This is a genomic window from Actinoplanes sp. NPDC051537, from assembly GCF_055586105.1.
The window spans coordinates 347,888-372,792 of record NZ_JBVJIU010000003.1 but is presented as its reverse complement, the minus strand read 5'-3'; the positions used below and the strand labels follow the sequence as shown (position 1 = coordinate 372,792).

The window sequence follows — 24,905 nt, the reverse complement described above, 5'->3', positions numbered from 1 at the left end:
TGGTCAGCGCAGGCGGTCCGCGGCGCCGAGGTCGACCCGAGCGATGCGCAGACCGCGAACCGTCGGTCGAGGCCGGCCAAGGGCCACCGCTCGCGGCCGCCGCCATCAAACGGCCCGAGTCCACTCCGCGCGACGCGGCGAAGGCCGGCGCGAGCGAGACGGCTAAACCGGGTGCGAGCCCGTCCCGGCGACGCGGCGAAGGCCGGCGAGAGCGAGACGGCTAAACCGGGTGCGAGCCCGTCCCGGCGACGCGGAACGGGACGGTCTTCTCCAGCAGCCTCGGCTCCTGGGTCTCCGCGCCGCAGAGGAGCACCACGGGCTGGCGGGGCAGGCCCGAGTCCTTGTCCTCGACCCAGCCCACCACCAGCCACGTCTGGTTTCCGGGCTCGGTGATGTAGAGCGGAAAGTGCTGCGGAATCACACGGCCGACGGTACGCGACCGGCCGCGGCCAAGGGGCGGATCAAGAAATCCGGCGGAGTTTGACCGTGGCGTCGGTTCGGGTTGCCGGGGCGCCGTCGGGGCCGGTCTGCGAACGGGGGTGGATCTCCGCCTTCAGGGTCTGCCAGCCGGGGCCGAGGTCGAGCGACGCGATCACCTCGTCCGGCGTCGGGAAGTGGATCTCGTGGTGGCCCTCGTGGCGGAACGGGCCGTGATCCATGTGGCCCTCGATCAGCAGGACGCCGCCGGGAGCCACCGACTCGGCCGCGCGGCGCAGGATCTTCTCGCGGTCGAAGTCCTCCCAGAAGTGCAGGAACTGCACCGACACCAGGTCGAACTCCCCGGACGGGAAAGTCTGCGACAGGTCGTGCCGCTGGAAGGAGATCGTGACGCCGGCGTCGTGCGCGTGCCCGGTCGCCCGCTCCAGCGCCACCCCGGAGATGTCCACCGCCGTCACCTGCCAGCCGCGCCGGGCCAGCCAGACCGCGTCGGCGCCCTCACCGCACCCCAGATCGAGCGCCCGTCCCGGCGGCAGGTCCGCCACCTCGGCGACCAGCACCACGTTCGGGTTGCCACTCCAGATGCGGTCGCTCTCTCGGTACCGCTCGTCCCATGCCTGCTCATCACTCATGTGCACAGCTTCCGGGCGTACGGGAAAAGGTCCTAGAGAAGTTGCCGTTGTGGCAAATCAGCCCGCGCGCCGGCGAGCACGTCGCGCGGCCAGCTCGTCGCCGGCCGGCGGCTCGGCAGCGGGCGCGGACGTCGGCGACGCCACCGTCCCGGCCGGCTCCGCGGGAAGGTGCGACAGCGAGCCCTGGATCTCCTTGAACGCGCCGCCGATCGCGATGCCGAACACGCCCTGCCCGCCCTGGAGCAGATCGACGACCTCCTCCGGCGACCGGCACTCGTACACGGTCGTGCCGTCGGAGATCAGCGTGATGCCGGCCAGGTCTTCCACGCCGCGCGACCGCAGCGTCTCGATCGCCCGGCGGATGTTCTGCAGCGAGACGCCGGCGTCCAGCAGGCGCTTGACGACCTTGAGAACCACCAGGTCGCGGAACGAATACAGCCTCTGCGTACCGGAACCCTCGGCATCGCGGATGCTAGGGACGACCAGCGACGTACGCGCCCAGTAGTCGAGCTGGCGGTAGCTGATGCCGACCGCCTGGCAGGCCGTCACCCCGCGGTAACCGACCGAACCGTCCTCGCCGACGAGTGGGCCCTCTAACGGCTGCTCGTGCACGCGACTACCTCCCCGCTGCGCGGTGCCGCTTCACCTGGACTTCACGAGCGTATATCTCAGCGGTCGGCGAAACAGTCAGGTAATGCGGCGACACGCCGCGTACGGAGGAAGTCGATCTCCGAAGGGATTAACGAGCCTCAGCCCGCGAAATCCTCGGGACGAACCTGGTCGAGGAACTCGCGGAACTTCTCGACCTCGTCCTCCTGCTCGTCCGGAATGACGATACCGGCCTCGCTCAGCACCTGCTCGGCGCAACGGATCGGCGCGCCGACGCGAAGGGCCAGGGCGATCGAGTCGCTCGGCCGGGCCGACACCCGCACGTCCTCCCCGATCAGCAGATCGGCGTAGAAGACGTTGTCCTTCAGCTCGGTGATCTCCACGGCCCGCAGCGGCGCCTTGAGCGCGGTCAGGATGTCGCGGAGAAGATCGTGGGTGAGCGGGCGGGCCGGTTTCACACCCTGCTGCTCGTACGCGATGGCCGTAGCCTCCACGGCGCCGATCCAGATCGGCAGATACCGATCACCGTCGACCTCCCGCAGCAGGACGATCGGCTGGTTGCTCGGCAGCTCCACCCGAACTCCCACCACGCTCAGCTCGCGCACCGCAGGCCTCCGTGTCGCTTTAGCCGTGAACGCCGCTTCGCACGGCCCCCCTTATCCTGCACGGTACACGCCTCGCGTCCGGATCCCACGGGTGCCGAACCGGTCAGCGACCGAGCTCGCCGCGCAGTCCGGCCCGGACCAGTGCGGCGTGCAGCTTCTGCGACAACGCCTGCAGATCACGCGCCGTCTCGGCGGCACGAGCACGCGCCGCCGGGTCGCTCTGCCGCACCAGTGGCGCCAGAAGCTGCGTGAACAGGCCGACCTCGCGATCCGCCGCGGCCCGGAACGCGCGCAGATGGCGCACCTCGAGGCCGTACTTCGTCAAACCGACCACCGCCTCGACGATGATCACGGCGTCGCCGTCGTACCACCCCGGTGGTTTCGCCGTGACCAGGCCGATCTGCTCCAGGCCATCGAGCAGCTCCGCGGTCACCCCGGTGCGTTCGATCACATCCTCGCGCGGCACCCGGGCGTCCGACTGATCGGCGACCTTCTCGCCGCCCACGGCGACCAGCGACGGGCGCGCCGGAGCGGCCGGCTCGTCGTCCATCCGGTCGAGCTGCTCCCGGATCACCCGCAAGGGGAGGTACTGATCTCGCTGCGCGGTCAGCACGAAGCGCAGCCGCGCCACGTCGTTCCACGAGTACTTCCGGTACCCGGAGGCGGTGCGCTGGGGATCGACCAGCCCCTCCGCCTCCAGGAACCGCAACTTCGAGATCGTGGTGTCGGGGAACTCGGTGCGCAGATGGGCCAGCACCTCCCCGATGCTCATCAGCGCAGCCTCGCGCCCACCCGCGGGACGATGCCCCGGGTCGCGTGCGGCAGCCCCCGACTGATTCACGATCAGGCCTCGCCCTCCGGCCGGGGACCGGCGATGAACACCAGGCGGAACTTCCCGATCTGCACCTCGTCCCCATTGCTCAGGGTCGCCGCCTCGACGCGCTCCCGGTTCACGTACGTGCCGTTGAGCGAGCCGACGTCGCGCACGGTGAACGTGCCCCCGTCGCGATGGAACTCCGCGTGCCGGCGGGACACCGTCACGTCGTCGAGGAAGATGTCGCTGTCGGGGTGCCGCCCGCTGGTGGTCACGTCGTGATCGAGCAGGAACCGAGCCCCCGCGTTCGGACCGCGGCGCACGACGAGAAGCGCCATGCCCGGAGGCAGGGAGCCGGACATGCGGCTCGGCACCACGTCGGTGTCGGGACCCTCCAGCACCTCATCGAGCGCACCGAGGTTCAGCGTGGACGTGACGTCGAGTGGGGGGAACTCGTCGTCTGGGCGCGTCATCGGACCACCTCACGGATCAGTTGGTCGTCGCCAGAGGCGGCACGGGTCACTTCCCCCGCCGCGGCCGTCAGGCCCGGACGCACGACTATCGGTTTTGCCATTACGAAGAACAAATTCTTTTGCCCCGCGAGCCTAGTCAGCGGCAATATCGCGGGGCAACCGGACGCGCGGATCAGCTCTCGGTCAGCGCCTGATATCCGGCCGCGTCGAGAAGCCCGGCAATCGCCGCCGGGTCATCCGGGGCGATCTCCACGAGCCAGCCCGCCGCGTACGGCTCCGCGTTGATCAGCTCGGGCTCGTCGGTCAGCGACCCATTCTTGGAAACCACCGTGCCGGCGATCGGCGCGTAGATCTCCGAGACGCTCTTGGTGGACTCGATCTCGCCGAGCGAGTCGCCCGCCGCCACCTTGGTGCCCTCGTCCGGCAGCTGGACGTAGACGATGTCGCCGAGCGCGTCCTGCGCGAAGTGGGTGATGCCCACCCGCACGGGCCCGCTGCCGTCACCGGACACCCACTCGTGTTCCGCCGTGTACCGCAGGTCCTCAGGAATCACGCAATCTCTCCCGTAGTCGCGAACCGGATCCGTCAGGAAACCGGCCGGGCGTACTGCAATGTCGTCGCCTGGCGCACCGCGGTCACCTCGACCGTGGAGCGTTGTTCCATCGTCACGCTACCGCCGCCGCTGTTCACCGACGCGACCACCCCGCCGGGGATCTGCAGCGCGGTTTGCATCGTCTGCGGCGATCCGATGACGGACAGCAGATAAGGCCCGCTGAGCTTGGCACCGTCGACGATGATTCCGCCACCCTCGGCGTCGACGAAATAGCTGGACGCGACGATGCGCACGGTCTGACCGTTGGTCCCCGCGATCTGCATCACCTCGCCGCCCGCGCCCCGCAGCTCCTGCACCGCGTTGAGGATCGCCGAGGCCTTGACCTTGTCCACGGTGATCACCAGACCCGGCCCCCGCCCCGGCTTCGTCCCGGCGAGCAGGCCGAGCTCGTCCGCCCGCTTCTCCGCCTCCGCAAGCGCCGCCTGCCGCCCGGCCACGCCGGAGGTCAGCTGCCGCTGACTGGTCTCGAGCGCGCTGATCTCACTCTGCAGCCGGCTGTCGCGCGCCTCGAGATCGGAGAGGATCCGCACGAGGTCTTCCTGCCGCGCGGTGGCGAGGCCCTGGTCGCCGTCGTTGCTGCGGAGCTGGACCACGAGCGTGAACCCGAACAGAGCGAGCAGGACCCAGATGAGGGCGCCGGCCGAGGAGAGCCGACGCCAGGGGGCGAGCTTGCCGCCGGGTGGGGGTTCGGTTTCCCGTACGCCGGGAGTAGTCGCCCCTTCGAGGGAATCGCCGTGGGGGAGGTCGTCGGGGGGTTCGCCTGTGGATGACGGGGCGGAAGTGTCGGTCGGGGGTGGTTGTGTGGGCCCCACCCGAACGGGGTGGGGTGGGACATCATCCGCGGCGGCCGGGAGGTTCGGGTCCTCGGGTGCGTTGTCTCCGGCGCTTGTGGACGGCGGCGCGGAAATGTCGGTGCCGGGTGCTTCAGTGGGCCCCACCCGAACGGGGTGGGCCGGGACGTCCGCGTCGGCCGGGAGATTCGCGTCGTCGGGCTTGTTCGCGCCCACCCGCAGTCGCCGGGTGGGACCGTCGGGATCGGCGGCGACCGTCGACAGCCGGGTCGTCTCCTCGTCGTCGGGGTTCGGTGTCTTGGCGATCTGCGCTGCCGGCCGCGACAAGTCCCTGGTCGGGAGCTCGCCCTCGACCACGGTCGGCCGCTCCGACAGCGGCACCGGCGGTTGCAGCGCCGCGCCCGGGGCCGGCCGCACGTAGGCGACGCTGAGATCGGGGCCGGGCTTGGCGTCCGCGGCACGGCCGGCGACGGGACCGCCCGCGACGGGGAGATCGGGTGCGGACGGCGGACGGCCGGCGACGGGGAGATCCGCGGACGGCGACACCGACGGAGGGCGGCCGGCGATCGGCATCTCGTCCGGAGTGCCTTCCTCCGGGGCCGCCGCTTCGGGCGTACCCGCGAAAGGAGAAGTACGACGCTGCTGGTCGGGCTCGTCAGTCATGCGCGTCACGCCCGGAAGAGGTGGCGGCGGATCGCCGCGACGTTGCCGAAGATGCGCACGCCGAGGACGACCACCACGCCGGTGGAGAGCTGGCCGCCGACGCCGAGCTGGTCGCCGAGGTAGACGATCAGGGCCGCGACCAGCACGTTGGAGATGAACGAGATGACGAACTGCTTGTCGTCGAAGATGCCGTCGAGCTTGGCCCGCACGCCGCCGAACACCGCGTCCAGGGCCGCGACCACGGCGATCGGCAGGTACGGCTGGAGCGCCGCGGGCACGGTCGGATGGAACACGATGCCCAGGACGACACCGGCGACGAGGGCAAGTACGGCGATCATCGGCCGCCTTCCGACGATTTCGTTTGCGGGCTTTCGGAAGTGCCCGCCGAGCCCGAGGGCGCCGGCGGTGGCGTGGACGGCTGCGCGACCCGCAGCTTGAGCTCGGTCGCGGCGGGCAGCGTCACGTTGTGCGCCTCGGACGCGTCGAACGACATGCCGTACTTGGCGGCGAGCTTCTTGAAGAAATGCCCGGCATACCCGTCGGCGAAGTCCTTGGCGAGATCGTCCGGGCCGATCGCGATCACCTCGTACGGGGTGGTGACCGGCTGGAAGTCGACCAGGATCGCCTCCCCGGCCTGCCGGATCGTCGACGTCGCGGTCAACCGCTGGCCGTTGATCGTGATCGCCTCGGCGCCGAGCGACCAGAGCGCGTTCGTGGCCAGCTGGAGGTCGGTGTCCTTGACCCGGGCGACCGTGTTGCGCTCGCCGGTGACCGCGTTGATCGGGGTCGGGCCGTCGGCCAGCCGGACCTTCGCGCCCGAGCCCTTGACCGGCGCCAGGCCGGTGGCCGCTTCCAGGTCGCGCAGCCGCGCCGCGGTCTCCCCGCCGAGCTCCCGTTCCCGCAGCTGGGACACCTCGTCGCCGAGCTCGTCGGCCCGGTCCTGCAGCTTCACCGTCTCGTCGCGACGGTTCTGCACCTGCTCGACCAGCGTGGCGCGGGCCGTGGTGCGGGCCGGCTCGTCGGCGACCGTCTGCTGGTAGGCGACGACGAACAGGAACCCGAGGGCCACCAGCGTGAGGGTGGCGACGCCGCCCGCGGTCCATTTGCGTACGCCGGAGGGCTCGCCCTCGCGGGCCTTGCGCGCCGCGGCGTCGGCATAGCCGGGGTCGAGCGGATTGCGGAACAACTCGGTGAGGAAGTCGGGCTGGAAGACCCGCTTCGGCGGGGGCGGAGGCGGAGTCTCCTCCGGTTCCGTCGTCATCCGATGGCCGCCCGCGCCCGCTCGGCCCGGTCCGCGCGCAGCAGCCGCGCGGTCTGCATGAGGTAGAGGGCGGCCGCGGCCCAGTAGAGCCCGAGCGCCCACCAGGCCAGGCCCCACCCGGCCGAGGCGAGCCAGCCGACGTCGAGGGCCTGCGCCAGCAGGATCACCGGGAACGCCGCGAGCAGCACGAACGTGCCGGTCTTACCCACGTAGTGCACCGGCGGCGGCCCGTACCCGTGCCGGCGCAGCACCAGAAGCGCGATGCCGAGGACCAGCTCACGGAGGAGAAGAGCGCCGGTCAGCCAGTACGGGACGACGCCCCGCACCGTGAAGCCGATCAGCGTGGCGAGGATGTACAGCCGGTCCGCGAACGGGTCGAGCAGCTCACCGAGCCGGCTCACCGAGTTCATCCGCCGCGCCACGAACCCGTCGACCCAGTCCGTCGTCCCGCCGATCGCCAGCACGATCACCGCGGCGACGTCGTTCTCCGGCCCGAGCAGGAGATAGAGGAACAGCGGCACGCCCAGCAGCCGGATGAAGCTGATGACGTTCGGAATCGTCCAGATCCGATCGGAGGCGGCGATGGACGGCGCAGGCTGCTGCGACATCGCGACTTCCTCTCCCCCTCCGGCGCCGGTCGCACCCGGGCCGGCACGGCAAAACACCCGGCGACGTGTTGGTGGCGCCACGCGGGCAGCGGTCCCCCGACCGGTGGGCACCGGTCACTCGCCGAGCAACTATAACCAGCCCCGCGTCCCGTGCCCGGCACCCGTAGCGTGACGCACACCGTGTCCGGCATCCTAGGAACCTAGTTTGCAGGCTGCGGTCGCCGTGGGCATTGATGATTTGTCGGGCTTTGCGGGCTGTCGAGGACACGCTGGGCCGACCGCACGGCGGCGGATCAGCGGCGGCGGATCAGCGGCGGCAAGATCAGCGGCGGCGGCCCCGGCGGGCCCGGACGTAGTCGTCGACCACGTAGCGGCCCAGCTCGGCGGCGTCGGGGCTGAAGACCCGGCCGCCGTTGCGCTCGGCCACCGCACCCACGAAACGCTGCAGGCCCGGGTCCTCGCCGAGCATGAAGAAGTTCAGCGTGGCGCCGAAGCGGGTCAGGTGGTCCACCTCCTGGATGGTCGCCCGCACGGTCTCGGGCAGCGGCGGCCACCAGAACATCGCGTCGCCGTCCTCGAGGTGGGCGGTGGGCTCGCCGTCGGTCACGACCATCACCACCGGCTCGGCCCCGGGATGCCGGCGCAGGTGGCGGCCGGCCAGGTTGAGGGCGTGCTGGAGGTTGGTGCCCTTCTCCATGGTGGGGTCGATCGCGGCCAGGTCGCCCTGGGAGAGGACGTTGGCGTACAGGCCGAAGCCGATGATCTGGAGCGAGTCCTGCGGGAACTGGGTCTCCACCAGGTGGGACAGGGCCAGCGCCGTCTGTTTCATCGGGCCCCAGCGGCCGTCGGCGAACATCGAGTAGGACAGGTCGACGCAGAGGGCCACCGCGGCCGAGGCCCGGCGCTCGGTCTCGGCCACCTCGAAGTCCTCGGGCGAGAGCCGCACGGGGACGGTGGCCACCCGGGAGCCGGCGCGGCGGCGGACCGCGTTGCCGATCGTGCGGACCACGTCCAGGGGCTGCTCGTCGCCGTACTCCCAGCGCCGCGAGGAGCCGATCAGGTCACCGGCCGCGCCGGCGTCGCGCAGGTCGTGCTGGCCCTGCCGCTTGCTCTTGAGCTCGTCGAAGACCTGGGCCAGCGCCGTACGCCCGAGCCGCCGCAACGCCTTGGGCGAGAGCGTCAGCCCCTCGCTGTCGCGCGTCACCCAGCCCTGCCGGGTCAGCTCGCGCTCGAGCTCGCGCAGGCGCCGCACGTCGTCGGCCGCGCCCCGGCCGAGCTGCCGCTCGACCATCTCCACGTCGACGTCGTCGAGCGTCGCGCCCGGGTGCTCCTGGCCGAGCTGGTCGAGCAGATCGTCCAGCTCGCCGATCTCGCCCAGCGCCGACGCCGCGTCGCCGTAGCCGAGGTCGTTCGGCCCGCGCATCCGCGGCTCGCCCCGGCCCCAGTTGAGCTGGGGACGCAACGCCCGCAGGTTGTCGGTCAGCTCGGCGAGCTGACCGCGCAACGGGCCGTCGCCGAGCGCCTGCTCCATGAGCCGGGACAGCTCCTCCTGCTGCTGCGGGCTCAGCGACCGCATCAGCCGCTCGGCCGCCGCGGCCCGCCGGGCCAGGGAGTCGATCAGCTCCTCGATGTTCTCCGGGTTCTCCGGGAAGAACTGCCCGTGCTTGGACATGAACTGCTGGAACGCGTCGGAGGTGTCCTCGCCCCGGGCGTGCCGCGCCAGCAGGTCGTTGAGGTCGGACACCATCTCCGACACACCCGACATGTCGCCGTTTTCCAGGGCTTGCTTCATCCCGGCGAAGCGCTGCTCGACGACCTCACGCCGCAGACCGTCCAAGATCTGCTGGTACAAATCACGCGCTTCGGACGACGCCCAGTTGTAGGACGACAATTCCTCAACCGCCCGCGAGGTCGACCGAGGCAAGTTGTCCAAAATGGCCTCGGAAAAGCGGGCCTCGTCGGAGTCCCGCGAACGAAGCTCATCCCGTTCGGCCGCGAGGGCCTGATCAAGAAGCTGCTGCGCCCGCGTGACGGCGCCATCCAGGTTGCCCCGCCGCAGAGCGTCCCGCCGCAGCCGCCGGGCCCGGGCCCGCAGCTCGTCGAGCCCGCGACCCTGCCGCGGCCCCTGCCGGACGAGGTCGCGCAGCACGTCGCGCAGCGAGTCGCCGGCGAGCACCCGCTCCCCCACCTCGTCGACGGCGGCGCGCACGTCGTAGGGCGGGGCCAGCGGGTCGGGCCCGTCCCGCCAGGCGCCGTACCGGAACCGGTTGCCGGCCATGGTCAGCTCCCGTACAGCATGCGTCCGTCGTCGGTCAGCTCCTTGGCCAGCCGGCGGGTCAGATGCAGCCCCTCGAGGACGAACTCGATGCCCGACGCGGCCTGCCCCGGGGACGGCGCGTCGCCCAGGCCGAGCCGGTCGAGGACCTTGGCCAGCCCCGGCACCGTCCCGATCTGGCCGAGCAGCTCCTCGGCCGACACCAGGTCGCCGGTCTCGATGATCGAGCCCTCGGCGACCAGGTCGGTGAAGCCGGACAGGTCGAGCCCGCCCAGCCGGTCGCGGAACGTCTCGGCCGTCGCCACCCGCAGCAGGTGGGCGAGGACCTCGGTCTCGCGCCCCTCCTCGCCGCTCTCGAACTCGACCTTGCCGCGCAGCGTGGAGGTCACCGAGGCGGTGTCGCAGACGCGGGCCACCGCCTCGCGCTCGCCGCGCAGGCCGGCCCGCCGCAGTGCCGACGCCGCCACCGTCTCGGCGGCCGCGATCGCGAACCGGGCCGAGATGCCCGAGCGGGCGTCGATCGCCGGCGACTCGCGCACCCCGCGCGTGTAGCGCGCCAGCACCTCGATCAGGTGATCGGGCACGGCCGCGACCAGCGACGCCTCCTGCCGCACGAGCGCGGTCTCCAGCGCCAGGTCGACCGGGTAGTGGGTGCGGATCTCGGCGCCGAACCGGTCCTTCAGCGGCGTGATGATGCGGCCGCGGTTGGTGTAGTCCTCGGGGTTGGCCGACGCGACCAGCAGCAGGTCGAGCGGGAGCCGCAGCTGGTAGCCGCGGACCTGGATGTCGCGCTCCTCGAGCACGTTGAGCAGCGACACCTGGATGCGCTCGGCGAGGTCGGGCAGCTCGTTGACGGCGAAGATGCCCCGGTTGGTGCGCGGCACCAGCCCGAAGTGGATCGTCTCCGGGTCGCCGAGGGCGCGACCCTCCGCCACCTTGATCGGGTCGACGTCGCCGATCAGGTCGCCGACACTGGTGTCGGGCGTGGCGAGCTTCTCCCCGTACCTCTCGGATCGGTGCAGCCACGAGATCGGCAGGAGGTCGCCGGTCTCGGCCGCGAGCCGCCGCGAGGCCGGTGTGAGCGGCTGATAGGGGTGCTCGTGCAGCTCGGAGCCGGTGATGAACGGCGTCCACTCGTCGAGAAGCCCGATCAGGCCGCGGATGAGCCGGGTCTTGCCCTGCCCGCGCTCGCCCAGCAGCACCATGTCGTGCCCGGCGAGCAGCGCGCGCTCGACCTCGGGCAGCACGGTGTCGTCGTAGCCCACGATGCCGGGGAAGCGCTGCTCACCGCGCCGCATCCGGTCGAGCAGGTTGGCGCGCAGCTCCTCTTTGACTGTGCGGAACTCGTGCCCGGAGGCGCGCAGCTCGCCGAGGGTGCGCGGAAGATCCATTGGCGGTTCAGTCACGCGACGAACGCTACTCCGCCCCGGTGACAGAACCGTGTGATCGATACGGCACCGGGAGCGGGAATACGATCTGGCGATGGAGATCCTCCGGTACGCGGCGTTCACCGACGACCCCGAGGGCGGCAACCCGGCCGGCGTCGTCCTGGACGCGTCCGGCCTGTCCGACGACGAGATGCTCGCGATCGCGGCCGAGGTCGGCTACTCGGAGACGGCCTTCATCACCGCCCGCGGGGAAAGAAGCCGGGTGCGCTACTTCAGCCCGCTCGCCGAGGTGCGGTTCTGCGGGCACGCCACGGTCGCCACCGCCGTCGCGCTCGGGCCCGGCGATCACCTGTTCCGCACCAACGCCGGCGAGGTGCCGGTCACCGTCGACGACGCCGGGCGGGCCACGCTGACCAGCGTCGACCCCGAGGTGGCGGACATCGCGGCGGCCGACCTGGCCGAGCTGCTGGCGGCGCTGCGATGGCGTGCGGAAGACCTCGACGAGTCGCTGCCGGCCAAGGTCGCGTACGCCGGCGCCCACCACCCGATCCTGGCCGCGGCGAGCCGTCGCCGGCTTGCCGAGCTCGACTACGACTTCGACGCCCTCAAGGCGCTGATGGAGTCCCGGGACTGGACCACCATCCAGCTGATCCACCGGGCGGCCGACGACACCTTCGACGTACGGGATCCTTTCCCGGTCGGCGGCGTCTACGAGGATCCCGCCACCGGCGCCGCGGCCGCCGCCCTCGGTGGGTACCTGCGCGCGTTGTCGATCGTCCCCGGCGACGCCGTGCTGCACCTGCGGCAGGGCGACGACCTGGGCCGCCCGAGCCGCCTCACGGTCACGCTGGTGCCGGGCGAGGCCGGGGTGCGGGTGAGCGGGAACGCGGTGCCCATAAAATAGGCGCCGATATGAGCGCGACGATGATCGGCCGGGAACTTGCCGCGGGCCACGGCGACCGCATTCTCTTCTCGGGGCTCGACCTCGTCGTCGCGCCGGGCGACGTGATCGGCCTGGTCGGGGTGAATGGCGCGGGCAAGACGACCCTCCTGCGTACGCTGGCCGGCATCGTCCCCGCGGAGAGCGGGACCGTCGCGCTCAGCCCGCCCACCGCCAACGTCGGCTATCTGCCGCAGGAGCGCGAGCGGCGGGCCGGCGAGACGGTGCGCGACTTCCTCGCCCGGCGCACCGGGGTGGGACCGGCCCGGGCCGCCATGGACGCGGCCGCGACCGACCTGGCCGAGGGCCGCCCCGGCGCCGACGACGTCTACGCGGCCGCGCTGGAGAAGTGGCTCGACCTCGGCGGCGCCGACCTCGAGGAGCGCGCCGAGCAGATCGCCGCCGAGCTCGGCCTCACCGTCGCGCTCGACCACCCGATGACGGCGCTCTCCGGCGGGCAGGCGGCCCGGGCCGGGATGGCGTCGCTGCTGCTCAGCCGGTACGACATCTTCCTGCTCGACGAGCCGACCAACGACCTCGACCTGGACGGGCTGCGCCGGCTCGAGGACTTCGTGCGCGGGCTGCGGGCCGGCACGGTGCTGGTCAGCCACGATCGGGAGTTCCTCACCCGTACGGTCACCAAGGTCCTGGAACTTGATCTTCCGCAGCAGAAGGTGAACCTGTTCGGCGGCGGGTACGCCTCCTATCTGGAGGAACGCGAGCGGGCCCGGATGCACGCGCGCGAGCAGTTCGACGAGTACGCCGAGCGCAAGGACGACCTGCTGGAGCGGGCCCGCATGCAGCGTGCCTGGGCCGACAAGGGCGTGCGCGCGGCCCGCAAGAAGGCGCCGGACAACGACAAGAACTCGAAGGCGTTCCACGTCCGGACCAGCGAGAAGCAGGCGGCCAAGGCGCGCCAGACCGAGCGGCTGATCGAGCGGCTCGAGGTGGTCGACGAGCCGCGCAAGGAGTGGGAGCTGCGGATGGAGATCGCCGCGGCGCCCCGGGCCGGCGCCGTGGTGGCCACCCTGCGCGATGCGGTGGTGAACCGCGGCGGCTTAACGCTCGGGCCGGTCACGCTGCAGATCGACTGGGCCGACCGGGTGGCGATCACCGGCGCCAACGGCTCGGGTAAGTCGACGCTGCTCGCCGCGCTCCTCGGCCGGATCCCGCTCGACGAGGGCACGGCGCACCTCGGTCCCGGCGTCGTGGTCGGCGAGGTGGATCAGGCGCGCGAGCTGTTCCTCGGCGACGAGGCGCTGATGACGGCGTTCGGCCAGGCCGTGCCCGAGCTCTCGGACGCCGACGTGCGGACGCTGCTGGCGAAGTTCGGCCTGCGGGCGGCGCACGTGCTGCGGCCGGCCGCGACCCTGTCGCCCGGCGAGCGCACCCGGGCCGCCCTCGCCCTGCTGCAGGCGCGCGGGGTGAACCTGCTGGTGCTCGACGAGCCCACCAACCATCTCGACCTGGCCGCTATCGAGCAGCTGGAGTCGGCGCTCGCGAGCTACACCGGGACGCTGCTGCTGGTCACCCACGACCGCCGGATGCTGGAGGCGGTCGCCACCACCCGGCACCTCGAGGTGGCCGACGGCAAGGTCACGGGTTGACCGCGGTGAACGGCGCGCTCATCGACCCCTGGTTGCCGGAACGGTCGAGGCCGGCCAGGCAGTAGACGGCCGCGCCCTTCGCCGGGGCCGGGTCGCCCACCGGCGAGCCGCTGCGCCCGGTCGCCACCAGCGCCGCGCTCGCGCCGTTCACCCGGTAGAGCGCCCAGCTCGTCGCGGCCGGCCCGGAACCGGCCGCGGTGTCGAAGCCCAGGCCGGCGCCCGACTTGCGGACCGCGGTGAGCCGGGGCGCGCCGGGCGGGTTGGCCGGCAGCCGCTTCATCGGCGGCATCAGCGCGGGCGCGGCGTAATGCTTCCGGCTGTAGAGCGTCACGGACCCGAGCCGGTTGGCCCGCACCTGCTTGGCGCTGAAATGCACCTCTCCCGGTACGCCCGCCTTCTCGTCCAGGGTCAGATGCCGGTCGAGCTCGGCCGGGTCGCTCCAGGCGCCCTTCTCCCCCACCCGGTAGTCGGCCTGCCCGATCCACAGCTGCACGCCGGTGCCCTTCACCAGCGACACCCACCAGGGCAGCATCTTGGCGTAGTCGGCCTTGGCGAAGCCGATGTTCCAGTAGAGCTGGGGCACGATGTAGTCGAGCCAGCCCTCCTTGACCCACTTGCGGGTGTCGGCGTAGATCGCGTCGTACGCCTCGAGCCCCTGCGAGTCGGAGCCGGCCGGGTCGGTGGACTTGTTGCGCCAGATGCCGAACGGGCTGATCCCGAACTTGACCCAGGGCTTGACCTGCTTGATCCGCTGGTCCATCTCGCGCACGAGGGTGTTCACGTTGCCGCGCCGCCAGTTCGCCCGGGACTGGCCCGCCCCGTATTTGGCGAAGCTGGCGTTGTCGGGAAAGTCCTGCCCGGCGACCGGGTACGGGTAGAAGAAGTCGTCGAAGTGGACGCCGTCGATGTCGTACTTCCGGACCGCCTCGAGCATCGCGTCCTCGACGAACTTGCGGGCCGCGGGGTTGCCCGGGTCGAAGTAGAGCCGGCCGGCCGACCCCTTCGGGTAGGCGATCGCCCAGTCGCGGTGCTTGAGCAGCGGATGGTTGGGGGCCAGCTTCGCGAAATCGGCGCCGGGCCCCTCGGGGGCGGGCTGGGTTCCGCGGTACGGGTTGAACCAGGCGTGGAACTCGAGATTGCGCGCGTGGGCCTCGCTCACCATGAACGCCATCGGGTCCCAGCCCGGCGACCGGCCGTCCCGCCGCCCGGTGATCCACTCCGACCAGGGCGCGTAGTCGGACGGCCAGAACGCGTCGCCGCTGGGCCGCACGTGCACGAAGATCGCGTTGTGGTGCTGGGCGACGGCCAGGTCGAGCCACCGCAGGTACTCCGCCTTCACCGCGGCCTCGGACAGGCCGGGCCGGCTCGGGAAGTCGATGTTCGCCACCGTGGTGAGCCACATGCCGCGCAGCTGCCGCGTCGCCGTGGCCGGCACCCCCGCGCACCGCCCCGAGCTGGCCGGACCTTGCGTCGCCTCGACCGGCGCGGCGTCGCCGGAGACGGCCGGCGGGCGGTAGATCGCGGCCCGGACGAGACCGAGGCCGAGGATCGCGAGCACGAACAGCAATGCGGCGAGGACGAGGACGAGCCGGACGGGGGGACGGCGGCGGAGCATGCCCAACAGTCTGCCTCGCCCTCGAACGGGACGTGACACCCGTAGAGTCCGATGGTGTGACCGTCGTCGTCGTGGGAGCCGGGATCGCCGGCCTGGCGTGTGCCCGTGAGCTGGTGGATGCCGGGATTCCGGCGCGGATCGTGGAGCGTTCCCATCAGGTGGGAGGGCGGCTCGCGAGCGAGTGGCTGAACGACCGGTGGGTGGACACCGGGGCCGCCTATCTGACGGCCGACGACCCGGCCTTCCTCGGGCGGCTGCAGACGTGGCGGATCGACGGGCTGGCCCGGCCGTGGACGGACACGCTTCTCCATCAGCAGGGTCCGGCCGTTCTTCGCTGGGCGGCGCCGGGCGGGCTGCGCTCGCTGGCCCACGACCTGGCCCGCGAGCTGGAGATATCGCTCGGTTCGGAGGTTTCCGATATTTCCGACATTCCCGGCGGGGTGGATGCCGTCGTGCTGGCGATGCCGGGGCCGGAAGCGCTGCGCATCGTGGACCTCCCGGCGGCGCGGTCGCAGTCCTGGTCTCCGGTGGTGACGGCGATTTTGACGTACGGGCAAAGGGCTTGGAACGATTTTGACGGCGCGTTTGTCAACGACCACCCGGTGCTCGCCACGGTGTGTGATGATGGCGCCCGCCGCGGAGACCGTGCCCCCGTGCTCGTCGCCCACTCGACCGGTGCGTTCGCCGAGACTGCGACCGATCCCGGCCCGATCATGGCGAAGGCGGTGGGCGAGCTGCTGGAGATCGCCGACGAGCCCACGGTGACCGTCCGTCATTGGCCGCACGCCTCGCCCCGGGCCGGTCACGGATTGTTCGCGCGGCACGGGAACGTCTATCTGTGCGGGGACGCCTTCGGGAAGCCGCGGGTGCAGACGGCCTGGCTCAGCGGGCGTGCCGCGGCCCGGGCCATCGTCTCCGCTCAGAGCACCGTCCGGTAGACCGCCATCGTGTCCTCGGCGATGCGTGACCAGCTGAAATGGTCGACCGCGCGCCGCCGGCCGGCCAGGCCCATCGCCGCCGCCCGCTGCGGGTCCTTGATCAGCTTGGTCATCGCGGCGGCGAAGTCGGCGACGAACTTCTCCGGGTTCACCGGCGTGCCGGACCCGTCCGTGACCTGCTCGATCGGCACCAGGATGCCGGTCTCGCCGTCCGCCACCACCTCGGGGATGCCGCCGGTCGCCGTCGCCACCACCGCGGTCTCGCAGGCCATCGCCTCGAGGTTGACGATGCCCATCGGCTCGTAGATCGACGGGCAGACGAAGACGGTCGCGTGCGTGAGGATCTGGATGACCTCGGTCTTGGGCAGCATCTCCTGCACCCAGATCACGCCGTGCTCGTCGCGGGCCGCGCGCAGCTCGACCGCGAGGGCCTCGACCTCGGCCGCGATCTCCTTGGTGTCGGGCGCGCCGGCGAGCAGGATGATCTGCGTCTCGGGCGGCAGGCCGGTGCAGGCCCGCATCAGGTAGGGCAGGCCCTTCTGCCGGGTGATCCGGCCGACGAAGACGACGCTGGGCCGGTTGAGGTCGATGCCGAGGCGCTCGATCACGTCGGTGCCGTGGTCGGGCCGGTACTGCTCGGTGTCGATCCCGTTGTAGACCACCTGGATCTTGTCGGGATCGACCGAGGGGTACGCGGTGAGCACGTCCCGTTTCATGCCGCCGGAGACCGCGATGACGGCGTCGGCGTTCTCGATCGCGACCCGCTCGCAGAAGCTGGACAGGGCGTAGCCGCCGCCGAGCTGCTCGGCCTTCCACGGGCGCAGCGGCTCGAGGCTGTGCGTGGTGACCACGTGCGGGACGCCGTGCAGCAGCTTGGCCGTGTGGCCGGCGAAGTTCGCGTACCAGGTGTGGCTGTGCACGATGTCGGTGCCCGCGCAGCCGGCCGCGATCTCGAGGTCGACGCCCATCGTGCGCAGCGCGGCGTTCGCATCCTTGAGCTCGGCGGGCTCCGGGTAGGCGGTCACCCCGGGCTCCGTGCGCGGAGCGCCGAAACAATGCACGCGTACGTCGGCCAGATTGCGCAAATCTCGCGACAGGTACTCCAGGTGCACGCCGGCGCCGCCGTAAACCTCGGGCGGGTACTCCCTGGTGATCAGATCCACGCGCGTCACCCCCGCAGCCTAGTGCCTCCCGCCCGATCCGGCGCGGCGGCTGTCAAGATCAGGTAGCCTGTTGTTCCTCGGTTTGCCCACCTGTTCGGCTGGCGCTCGGGCTGGCGGAAAGTTAGCGTCCTTCCATGGCTGTCAAGGTGCTTGCGATCGTTCTGGCCGGTGGTGAAGGTAAGCGCCTGATGCCCCTGACCGCCGACCGGGCAAAGCCCGGTGTGCCGTTCGGCGGCATCTACCGGATGATCGATTTCGTCCTGTCCAACCTGGCGAACGGCGGCTTCCTCAAGATCGTCGTCCTGACCCAGTACAAGTCGCACTCGCTCGACCGGCACATCACGAAGACGTGGCGGATGTCCACGCTGCTGGGGAACTACGTGACCCCGGTCCCGGCCCAGCAGCGGCTCGGTCCGCGGTGGTTCGCCGGCTCGGCCGACGCGATCTACCAGAGCCTCAACCTGATCAACGACGAGTCGCCCGACTACGTCATCGTGTTCGGCGCCGACCACATCTACCGCATGGACCCGAAGCAGATGGTCGACCAGCACATCGCCTCGGGCGCCGCGGTCACGGTGGCCGGCATCCGCCAGCCGATTTCGCTGGCCGACCAGTTCGGCGTGATTGACGTGGATGCGGACGGCCGCAAGATCCGCGCGTTCCGCGAGAAGCCGAAGGACGCGGTCGGGCTGCCCGACGCGCCCGACGAGGTGTACGCCTCGATGGGCAACTACGTCTTCACGGCGCGGGCGCTGATGGAGGCGGTGACGAAGGACGCGCAGAACCCCGACAGCAAGCACGACATGGGCGGCAACATCATCCCGATGCTGGTGGAGCGGGGCGAGGCCAACGTCTACGACTTCCGCGACAACGAGATTCCGGGCTCGACCGACCGCGACCGCGGCTACTGGCGCGACGTGGGAACGCTCGACTCGTTCTACGAGGCCCACATGGACCTCATCGCGACGCTGCCGATCTTCAACCTGTACAACCACGACTGGCCGATCTTCACCAACTACGGCTCGTGGCCGCCGGCAAAGTTCGTGCACGGCTACGACGACCGCCAGGGCCGGGCGATCGAATCGATGATCTCCCCCGGCGTGGTGGTCTCCGGCTCGCTGGTGGAGCGTTCGGTCATCTCCCCGAACGTGCGCGTCAACTCGTGGGCCCACGTCGAGGGCTCGGTGCTGATGGAGGGCGTCTCGGTGGGCCGCCGCTCGATCGTCCGAAACGCCATAATCGACAAGAACGTGGCCATCCCGGAGGGCGCCCAGATCGGCGTCGACCTGGACCGGGACCGCAAGCTCTACACCGTCTCGGACAACGGCATCGTCGTGATCGGCAAGGGCCAGCGGGTCGAGCTCTGACCCATTCGTCGCCGCCGAAAGGGCCGTCCCGCCTCGTGCGGGGCGGCCTTTTCGCGCTGCCCTTTTGTCGCGCTGCCCTTTTGTCACGCTGCCCTCTTGTCACGCCGCCCCGCCCGCCCCGCTGCCCTTTTGTCACGCCGCCGCGCCCTCCCCGCTGCCCGCGTCGCCGCGCTCCCGCCCGGCCCGCCGCCTCCCCGGCCCGGCCCGCCGCCTCGCCGTCTCCGCCCGCCGCCTCCCACGCCCTTGCGGGTGGGCGGCGATTCGACCACCCGCCTACGACAATTCCGGCTCTTGTGATCGATGCGTGGGCGCGCTCGGTCGGCGACGGTCGAAATGAGCATTCGATCAAATATCGTCATGCGCCTCGGCCGGCGATGCAGAATGGTCTTGTTTTCGCGTGGGCGCTTTCTCGGGCGGTCCTCAAGCCGGATTTCGCCAGGGCCGTCGTTGCGGCGCGATAACGTGGCCGAGAAAGGCGGAAATATGCGGGCCGACGGCGGGTCGGGAGGTGACCCGGTGGCCGCGGGAGGGTCCGCCGATACCCACACCAATGTCGTCGCCGTCGGCTCGGGCATTGCGCCGGCGGGGTCGCGTTGGCTTCCCATTGCCGCTGCGACCGTCCGGTCGTGCGCCGTGGGTGCTGCCGCCGCCGCGGGTGCCGCCGCAGCCGCCGCCGCGGCCGACGCCCTGGGTGCTGTCGCAGCCGGCGCCCTGGGTGCTGTCGCTACCGACGCGGCGGGCGCCCCCGCACTCCGCGGCGAAGCAGCCGGCACCGGTGCTGGTGCTGGTGCTGGTGCTGGTGCTGGTGCTGGTGCTGGTGCTGGTGCTGTGGACGTCTCGCGCGGCGGCGAAGCAGCCAGCCTCTCACGATCATCGACCACGACCCGCGGACCCACCCGGCCCAGACGTGCGGCGTGCCGGCGGTCCAGACCCCACTGCCGATGCCGCTCATGTTCGCGCCGGAACCGCAGCGCCCGCGGCGACCAAGTGCGAGATCTCGTGCGGTCACGCATCGCGGCCAATTCACCCCGAGGGAACAATGAGATCTGCCGCATGCACCATTGTCCCGCTTTCCACCACCGCCCGACAACTGTTCGATCATGCCAATTCAACGGCGCACCTCAAGGCCCGAAAAGGCCAACGAAATGCTGCACCGACCTTAGAACTGACCCACACAAGAGTCAGTAGCGCCACAATTCCTGCGCGCTCTCCAGAAGCTCACGTCGCCGGAGAGGGACGCCAAGGCTGGAAAGGCACGCCAAGGTAAGCAGAGCTGCACGTCTCCACGGCGCGGCGCTGACGAGGTGCGGCGGTGAATCGATATGCACGATGCGCGTATAGGTAAGCAGAGCAAAGTGCTCCGGACCCTAGCGGTCGGCCAGACTCGCCGGGAGGTCGCGGCGGGTGGAGATGCCGAGCTTGGTGAAGATCTTGCGCAACTGCCACTCGACCTTGCGCGGGCTCAGGGACAGCTCGGCCGCGATCTCGGCGTTCGTGCGGCCTGTGGCGGCCAGCTCCCCGGCCGGGGAGAATGCGTGGGGGCGATCCCAGTCAGCGGCGGTCGCGCAGAGTCTGGGACGGCGGGACGCCGAAACGTGCCCGGTAGGCGCCGGCGAAACGGCCCAGGTGGGTGAAGCCCCAGCGGTAGGCGACCTCGGACACGTTCACCTGCCAGGGGTCGGAGCGGGACAGCTCGTGGTGCACCCCGTCCAGGCGCAGCCGGCGCAGGTAGGCCAGCGGGGAGATGCCCACGTGCTGGCGGAAGGACTCCTGGAGCACGCGGACGCCGACGCCGGCTATCGCCGCCAGGTCGGACGCGGTGAACTGACGGGACGGTTCGGCATGCATGGCGTCGAGCGTGCGTTTGACCGTACGGGGACGACGTGGCCCCTGGAGACCGGCGGGCTCGTCGCCGTACGGGTGCTCGACCGTCAGCGCCAGCCCGCTGACCACCATGTCGCGCCAGCGGGCCGCCATCCGGGGCTGGGTGGCTAGCCCGTCCTCGGCGCAGAGCTCGGAGTGCAGCAGCCGGACCAGCGCCGCCCAGGTGCGTCCCGGGCCCTCGGCCGTGTCGAAGCTCTCGCCCAGCAGCAGCGGCGAGACGATCTGCTGGTCGAGGGCCGCGTCCAGCTCCCGCTCGAGCGCGGCCCGCTCCACCTTCACACTGAGCAGCCGGCAGTCGGCCGGCCAGTCGAGGTCGATGTCGCCGACCGGCCGGAAGACCGCGGCCCGGGTCGGGTCGGCGATCACCACGGCGCCCCGGTGCCGCGAGCGCAGCGTGCCGGTCAGCGGCGCGAGCACGTGATAGGACGTCTCCAGGTCGGCGATCGTCAGGTGCACGTCGACGCCGTAGCTGATCTCGCCGACCGTGATCGGGCCGAGCATGACCACGTCGCCGCTGAAACAGAACGTGCTCGCGTCCCCGACGGGAGTCACCTGGAGCGGGCCGTAATACAGCTTCCGGCAGAACGCCCGGGCCTCGTCCACGTCGCTCGTTCGCAGAGCGACGTGAACCGGGGAGTCCCCCGGGAGCGTGGCCATGGCCTCAACCATAGACCTCGGTCAGGCCGCGGCGGCCTCCTGCGGCCAGGTGAACTCCCCGACCCCGCCGCCCGGCACGTCGACCTCGCCGAGCGGGTTGATCGGGTCGCGCCAGACCGTGTAGCGACCCTCCGGCAGGTTGTCGATGACCACCGCGAACGACGCGCCACCCCGGACATAGCGGGCGCGCACCGCCGCGTGTGTCCGCAGTGTCGCGTCGCCGATCGGGCTGACCTCGATCTCGTGCCCGTGCAGCCGGCCCGGGGTGTGGATGACCAGGGCCCCGATGCCGGCACCGATGTTGAGCATGACCGTCCCTTGGCCGGACGGCATCAGCGAGTGGTGATGGGTCACGGGTTGTCGAACCCGTCGAACGGCGTGCCCAGGAACGGGAACTTCTTGAGCAGCCCGGAGCTGACGTTCTTGATGGACAGCCCCTGCTCGACCAGCCCGGCCGCGGCGTCCGGCTTGAACGTCTCGTCGACCAGCGCGAACGTGACGCCGGCGATGGCCCGGATCGAGATCGACACCACGTCGTCCTCGATGCGGCGGCCGTTCGGGAAGCCGGCCAGGTCGCCGGCGAGCAGGCCGAACGCCTTCGGCTCCTTGGTCGGCGGGACCGCGGTGTTGAGCCGCAGCATGTCGGCCTTGGTGTCACCGGTCGCGTTCTGGAAGTTGTCGATCAGCCCGTCCGGGATGCCGGTCAGCAGGATCGCCACGAGGTCGGCCCGCGCCGTACCGGCCTTGTTGAGCTTGTCGAGGTTGTCGAACAGGCCCGGGTAGAGCACCGGAAGCAGGGACGCGAGCTCGGGCTTCTCGACGAACTGGGAGAAGCGCTTGTCCTCGGCCGGCGACAGCGCGTTCCACTTGTCCTTCTGCGCCATCGGCACGATGACCTCGTTGAACAGCGGGTTGCCGAGCCGGGAGACCTGCACCTGGGGCCCGACCTCGACGTCCGCGTTCTTCTTGTCGCCCTGGCGCACCTGCACCTGGCGGCGCGAGGCCGACGTCCAGATGCCGATCACGGCGCCCGGGTCGCGTCCGCGGACCTTCTTCTTGCCGTCCCGGCGCACCTCGCTCAGCGGCACCTGGATCGCGATCGAGTGCACGTTCAGCTTGTCGGTGGCGTTGACCGCCTTGCCGGCGTAATTGAACAGCGTCTTGCCGACCAGGTGCTTGTCCTGGAAGGGGCGCAGCGTGCCGAGGTCGAAGATCGAGCCGAGGTCGACGAAGAACGCGTCGGCGCGCTGGCCGGCGAACACCTTCTCGCCGGTCTTGAGCTTCTTGACCGCGTCCGAGGCGAGCTTCTCGTAGTCCGGGATCGACAGCTTGCCCACGTTGCACGGCGGGCAGGGCAACTTCTGCGCCAGTACGGTGCTCTTGCCGTGCGCGTCGACCTTGGTGACCGAGTAGAACTGCCGCCGGTTCCAGTTCGCGTCGTCGAGCGACTTGATCTGGCCGGTGTTGTACAGGAACGTCTTGTCGTTGCGCAGCTCGGTGCGGAACCGGAACTGGTACGTCAGGTCGGGACGGGCGTCGCCGTTCGAGTCGATGTGGATCTCGTACAGGACGTCGTCGCCGAACTCGAAGAAGTTCGGGCCGCTCGCCGGGAGCTGGAGCGGGACGTAATTCGCGATGATCGTCACGGTCTCCGGATCATCCGGGCTGACGAACGCGTACAGGTCGGAGGAGTCCGCCACCGGGTCCTTGCTGATCTCCGGGGCCTCGCGGTGTGAGGACATCAGCGCTTCACCGCCTTGAGCAGGCGAGCGGCGAGCTTCCTGTCGGTGATCGTCGCTTTCGATCCGCCCGAGAAGATGTCGAACGTGCCCTTCGAGGCGTCGCGCAACGAGATCACCAGCGGCTGGCCGTCGTCCTTGGCCGGGGTCTCGCCGGCGAGGCTGAGACCGGCGACACCGGCGACGGACGCGCCGACACCGGCGGTAGCGGCGATGGCGAGTACCCGGCGGCGTGACAGGCGGTTGATCCCCCTGCTGCCGTAACGAACACGACTCATGCTCGGCCTTTCGTCATTTCTTTCGGAAGGACTGGGACGGGCTAACAGCGTCGACGCCCATCAGTACGAAGGTCGAACCGTTGCGGTTCAACGGTTTTCGCGACGCCTCCGGAGAAAACCGGCGATCAGCGCGTACGCGAGGAAGCCGCCACCGACAACGAGGGCTCCGGCGACCAGGCCATGACCCAGCGTGACCTGGCTTTGCTCACCGACCGGAGTGATCGCCTGGGTCGCGGGCGCCGTCGTCGCGGCCGGTTCCGTCTCCTCCGGCGTTTCGGCCGGTTTCGCCGCGGGCGCGCTCGCGGCCGGCTTCTTCGACGGGGTCGCCTTCTTGGTCGCGACCACCGCCGCCGAGGTCGTCGTCGCCGCCTTCGCCTTGAAAACCAGATCGGAGCAGGAGTAGTACGTGTCGGCCGTGCTCGACGTCTGCCAGACGGTGTAGAGGATCTGCCGCCCGGTCCGGTCGGACGGAAGCTTCACGCTCATCTGGTAGGCGCCGTCGGTCAGCGGCGGGTCCTTGATCTCGGCCAGCTTCCCGCCGAGGTCGCCCCAGGTCAGCTTCTTCTTCGGGTCGAAGCCCTGCTTGGTCAGGTAGAACCGGAAGCTGCCCTCGTGCGGCAGGGTCGCCCGGTACTTCACCGCCAGCGACTTGCCCCCGGTCACCGTCGTCGACGGGAAGTCGTCGCGGGCCAGGTCGAGTCCCTTGAAGTCGTCGACGCCGCCCGAGCACAGCTTCCCGTCCGGCACGAACTTCCGGTCGTCGCCGTTGACGTTGGCCACCCGCAGGTTGTCGAACGTGCCGAACGGCCCGCCGTTGGCCGTCCGGGCCGCCTTGCACGCCGCCGTCCCGGTCGCCGTTCCGCCGCCGGCCGCGCAGGCCGCCGTGCGACTGATCGGCGTGGTCGTCGCCCCGTGCGCGAAGGCGGGCGCGGCGGCGAGCAGCAGTGGCAGCAGCCCCGCGGCGGTGGCGGCGCCCAGTCGGCGGATCATCTCGGTCTCCCTTCGCGGCGGGGCCAGAGCGGGCTCCGCGGGGAGAGATACGCAGATCCGTGGTCAGACGTTCACCTTTGCGGCCGGTGTGATTGCATGGCGGGGTTCCGACCAACCGGAGGAGAAAAATGGACAAGCCCGAGATCGGCCCGATCCAGGGCGACCCGCCCGCCGACCTGGTGATCGAGGACATCACCGTCGGCGACGGTCCGGAGGCCCAGGCCGGCCAGCGCGCGACCGTGCACTACGTGGGCGTCTCGTACTCGACCGGGGCTCAGTTCGACGCCTCCTGGGACCGGGGCGAGCCGTTCGCGTTCGCGCTCGGCGGCGGCGAGGTCATCGGCGGCTGGGACCAGGGCGTGCAGGGCATGCGCGTCGGCGGCCGGCGCAAGCTGACCATCCCGCCGCACCTGGGCTACGGCGCCCGCGGCGCCGGCGGCGTGATCAAGCCGAACGAGACGCTGATCTTCGTCGTGGACCTGCTCGGCGTGCAATGACCCCGGCGGGGCCGGCCGCGCGCGTCGCGTATAGGTAAGCAGAGCGAAGTTCGCTCTGCT

Annotated in this window: 26 protein-coding genes; 5 read left to right on the top strand and 21 right to left on the bottom strand. The window is 70.8% G+C overall.

Features of this window, described 5'->3' with window-relative positions; genetic code table 11:
- Positions 1 to 220 precede the first annotated feature (220 nt).
- The 13 genes from ACZ6TB_RS08600 to ACZ6TB_RS08540 all read right to left on the bottom strand — a co-directional run bounded on the left by ACZ6TB_RS08600 (position 221) and on the right by ACZ6TB_RS08540 (position 11,173).
- Positions 221 to 421, bottom strand: a complete 201-nt coding sequence (locus tag ACZ6TB_RS08600) for a hypothetical protein (protein ID WP_465552104.1) — start codon at positions 419 to 421, stop codon at positions 221 to 223.
- Between the two features lie 40 nt (positions 422 to 461).
- Positions 462 to 1,070: a class I SAM-dependent methyltransferase gene (locus tag ACZ6TB_RS08595; protein ID WP_465552102.1), complete on the bottom strand. Its 609-nt coding sequence runs from the start codon at positions 1,068 to 1,070 to the stop codon at positions 462 to 464.
- Positions 1,071 to 1,127: 57 nt separating this feature from the next.
- Entirely contained in the window at positions 1,128 to 1,682 is a 555-nt protein-coding gene (locus ACZ6TB_RS08590; protein WP_465552100.1) for a MerR family transcriptional regulator, read from the bottom strand.
- A 137-nt stretch (positions 1,683 to 1,819) separates the two neighbouring features.
- Positions 1,820 to 2,284 carry a bifunctional nuclease family protein gene (locus ACZ6TB_RS08585; RefSeq protein ID WP_433292161.1) on the bottom strand — a complete coding sequence of 155 codons (465 nt, stop codon included), beginning with the start codon at positions 2,282 to 2,284 and terminating at the stop codon, positions 1,820 to 1,822.
- 103 nt (positions 2,285 to 2,387) lie between these two features.
- Positions 2,388 to 3,056 carry a transcriptional regulator FtsR gene (gene ftsR, locus ACZ6TB_RS08580; RefSeq protein WP_465552097.1) on the bottom strand — a complete coding sequence of 223 codons (669 nt, stop codon included), beginning with the start codon at positions 3,054 to 3,056 and terminating at the stop codon, positions 2,388 to 2,390.
- A 71-nt stretch (positions 3,057 to 3,127) separates the two neighbouring features.
- A complete protein-coding gene (gene odhI / locus ACZ6TB_RS08575; RefSeq protein WP_020514443.1) occupies positions 3,128 to 3,571 on the bottom strand; it encodes an oxoglutarate dehydrogenase inhibitor Odhl in 444 nt (147 codons plus the stop codon).
- 172 nt (positions 3,572 to 3,743) lie between these two features.
- Positions 3,744 to 4,124 carry a glycine cleavage system protein GcvH gene (gene gcvH, locus ACZ6TB_RS08570; RefSeq protein ID WP_465552095.1) on the bottom strand — a complete coding sequence of 127 codons (381 nt, stop codon included), beginning with the start codon at positions 4,122 to 4,124 and terminating at the stop codon, positions 3,744 to 3,746.
- 32 nt (positions 4,125 to 4,156) lie between these two features.
- Entirely contained in the window at positions 4,157 to 5,092 is a 936-nt protein-coding gene (locus tag ACZ6TB_RS08565; protein ID WP_465552533.1) for a DUF881 domain-containing protein, read from the bottom strand.
- A 551-nt stretch (positions 5,093 to 5,643) separates the two neighbouring features.
- Positions 5,644 to 5,976: a small basic family protein gene (locus tag ACZ6TB_RS08560; protein ID WP_465552093.1), complete on the bottom strand. Its 333-nt coding sequence runs from the start codon at positions 5,974 to 5,976 to the stop codon at positions 5,644 to 5,646.
- Positions 5,973 to 6,899, bottom strand: a complete 927-nt coding sequence (locus tag ACZ6TB_RS08555; protein WP_465552091.1) for a DUF881 domain-containing protein — start codon at positions 6,897 to 6,899, stop codon at positions 5,973 to 5,975. Before ACZ6TB_RS08555 ends, ACZ6TB_RS08560 begins: the two co-directional genes overlap by 4 nt.
- On the bottom strand, positions 6,896 to 7,507 hold the full coding sequence (locus tag ACZ6TB_RS08550; protein WP_465552089.1) for a CDP-alcohol phosphatidyltransferase family protein: 612 nt from the start codon (positions 7,505 to 7,507) through the stop codon (positions 6,896 to 6,898). Before ACZ6TB_RS08550 ends, ACZ6TB_RS08555 begins: the two co-directional genes overlap by 4 nt.
- 322 nt (positions 7,508 to 7,829) lie before the next feature.
- Positions 7,830 to 9,785: a vWA domain-containing protein gene (locus ACZ6TB_RS08545; RefSeq protein WP_465552087.1), complete on the bottom strand. Its 1,956-nt coding sequence runs from the start codon at positions 9,783 to 9,785 to the stop codon at positions 7,830 to 7,832.
- 2 nt (positions 9,786 to 9,787) lie between these two features.
- Complete coding sequence (locus tag ACZ6TB_RS08540; protein WP_465552531.1) at positions 9,788 to 11,173, bottom strand: sigma 54-interacting transcriptional regulator; 1,386 nt, start codon at positions 11,171 to 11,173, stop codon at positions 9,788 to 9,790.
- 91 nt (positions 11,174 to 11,264) lie between these two features.
- On the opposite strand from ACZ6TB_RS08540, the gene ACZ6TB_RS08535 reads away from it, so the two are divergent.
- Both ACZ6TB_RS08535 and ACZ6TB_RS08530 read left to right on the top strand, forming a co-directional pair.
- A complete protein-coding gene (locus tag ACZ6TB_RS08535) occupies positions 11,265 to 12,074 on the top strand; it encodes a PhzF family phenazine biosynthesis protein (protein ID WP_465552085.1) in 810 nt (269 codons plus the stop codon).
- Between the two features lie 8 nt (positions 12,075 to 12,082).
- On the top strand, positions 12,083 to 13,717 hold the full coding sequence (locus tag ACZ6TB_RS08530; RefSeq protein WP_465552083.1) for an ABC-F family ATP-binding cassette domain-containing protein: 1,635 nt from the start codon (positions 12,083 to 12,085) through the stop codon (positions 13,715 to 13,717).
- Here the strand turns inward: ACZ6TB_RS08530 and ACZ6TB_RS08525 are convergent.
- Positions 13,707 to 15,332 carry a glycoside hydrolase family 10-like protein gene (locus ACZ6TB_RS08525; protein WP_465552081.1) on the bottom strand — a complete coding sequence of 542 codons (1,626 nt, stop codon included), beginning with the start codon at positions 15,330 to 15,332 and terminating at the stop codon, positions 13,707 to 13,709. The genes ACZ6TB_RS08530 and ACZ6TB_RS08525 overlap by 11 nt on opposite strands.
- Before the next feature lie 56 nt (positions 15,333 to 15,388).
- On the opposite strand from ACZ6TB_RS08525, the gene ACZ6TB_RS08520 reads away from it, so the two are divergent.
- The gene (locus ACZ6TB_RS08520) at positions 15,389 to 16,270 is read left to right on the top strand and encodes an NAD(P)/FAD-dependent oxidoreductase (RefSeq protein ID WP_465552079.1); all 882 of its coding nucleotides are present in this window, start codon (positions 15,389 to 15,391) and stop codon (positions 16,268 to 16,270) included.
- On the opposite strand, the gene glgA is transcribed toward ACZ6TB_RS08520, so the two are convergent.
- The gene (glgA, locus tag ACZ6TB_RS08515) at positions 16,252 to 17,442 is read right to left on the bottom strand and encodes a glycogen synthase (protein WP_465552077.1); all 1,191 of its coding nucleotides are present in this window, start codon (positions 17,440 to 17,442) and stop codon (positions 16,252 to 16,254) included. The two genes, ACZ6TB_RS08520 and glgA, sit on opposite strands and share 19 nt — an antisense overlap.
- 125 nt (positions 17,443 to 17,567) lie before the next feature.
- Between glgA and glgC the strand changes: the two genes are divergently transcribed.
- Complete coding sequence (gene glgC / locus ACZ6TB_RS08510) at positions 17,568 to 18,800, top strand: glucose-1-phosphate adenylyltransferase (RefSeq protein WP_465552075.1); 1,233 nt, start codon at positions 17,568 to 17,570, stop codon at positions 18,798 to 18,800.
- 1,367 nt (positions 18,801 to 20,167) lie between these two features.
- Here glgC and ACZ6TB_RS08505 read toward each other — a convergent pair.
- The 6 genes from ACZ6TB_RS08505 to ACZ6TB_RS08480 all read right to left on the bottom strand — a co-directional run bounded on the left by ACZ6TB_RS08505 (position 20,168) and on the right by ACZ6TB_RS08480 (position 24,348).
- The gene (locus ACZ6TB_RS08505; protein ID WP_465552529.1) at positions 20,168 to 20,314 is read right to left on the bottom strand and encodes a helix-turn-helix domain-containing protein; all 147 of its coding nucleotides are present in this window, start codon (positions 20,312 to 20,314) and stop codon (positions 20,168 to 20,170) included.
- A gap of 37 nt (positions 20,315 to 20,351) precedes the next feature.
- Positions 20,352 to 21,341 (bottom strand): AraC family transcriptional regulator, encoded by a 990-nt coding sequence (locus ACZ6TB_RS08500; RefSeq protein ID WP_465552073.1) that lies wholly within the window; start codon positions 21,339 to 21,341, stop codon positions 20,352 to 20,354.
- Positions 21,342 to 21,362: 21 nt separating this feature from the next.
- The gene (locus ACZ6TB_RS08495) at positions 21,363 to 21,650 is read right to left on the bottom strand and encodes a phospholipase (protein ID WP_465552071.1); all 288 of its coding nucleotides are present in this window, start codon (positions 21,648 to 21,650) and stop codon (positions 21,363 to 21,365) included.
- A 41-nt stretch (positions 21,651 to 21,691) separates the two neighbouring features.
- Positions 21,692 to 23,083, bottom strand: a complete 1,392-nt coding sequence (locus ACZ6TB_RS08490) for a DUF4331 domain-containing protein (protein ID WP_465552069.1) — start codon at positions 23,081 to 23,083, stop codon at positions 21,692 to 21,694.
- Entirely contained in the window at positions 23,083 to 23,358 is a 276-nt protein-coding gene (locus ACZ6TB_RS08485) for a hypothetical protein (protein ID WP_465552067.1), read from the bottom strand. Before ACZ6TB_RS08485 ends, ACZ6TB_RS08490 begins: the two co-directional genes overlap by 1 nt.
- An 87-nt stretch (positions 23,359 to 23,445) precedes the next feature.
- Positions 23,446 to 24,348, bottom strand: coding sequence for a lytic polysaccharide monooxygenase (locus tag ACZ6TB_RS08480; protein WP_465552065.1), 903 nt, complete (start codon positions 24,346 to 24,348; stop codon positions 23,446 to 23,448).
- Positions 24,349 to 24,476: 128 nt separating this feature from the next.
- Here ACZ6TB_RS08480 and ACZ6TB_RS08475 point away from each other — a divergent pair, with 128 nt between their 5' ends.
- Positions 24,477 to 24,845 (top strand): FKBP-type peptidyl-prolyl cis-trans isomerase, encoded by a 369-nt coding sequence (locus ACZ6TB_RS08475; RefSeq protein WP_465552063.1) that lies wholly within the window; start codon positions 24,477 to 24,479, stop codon positions 24,843 to 24,845.
- Positions 24,846 to 24,905: the final 60 nt, after the last annotated feature.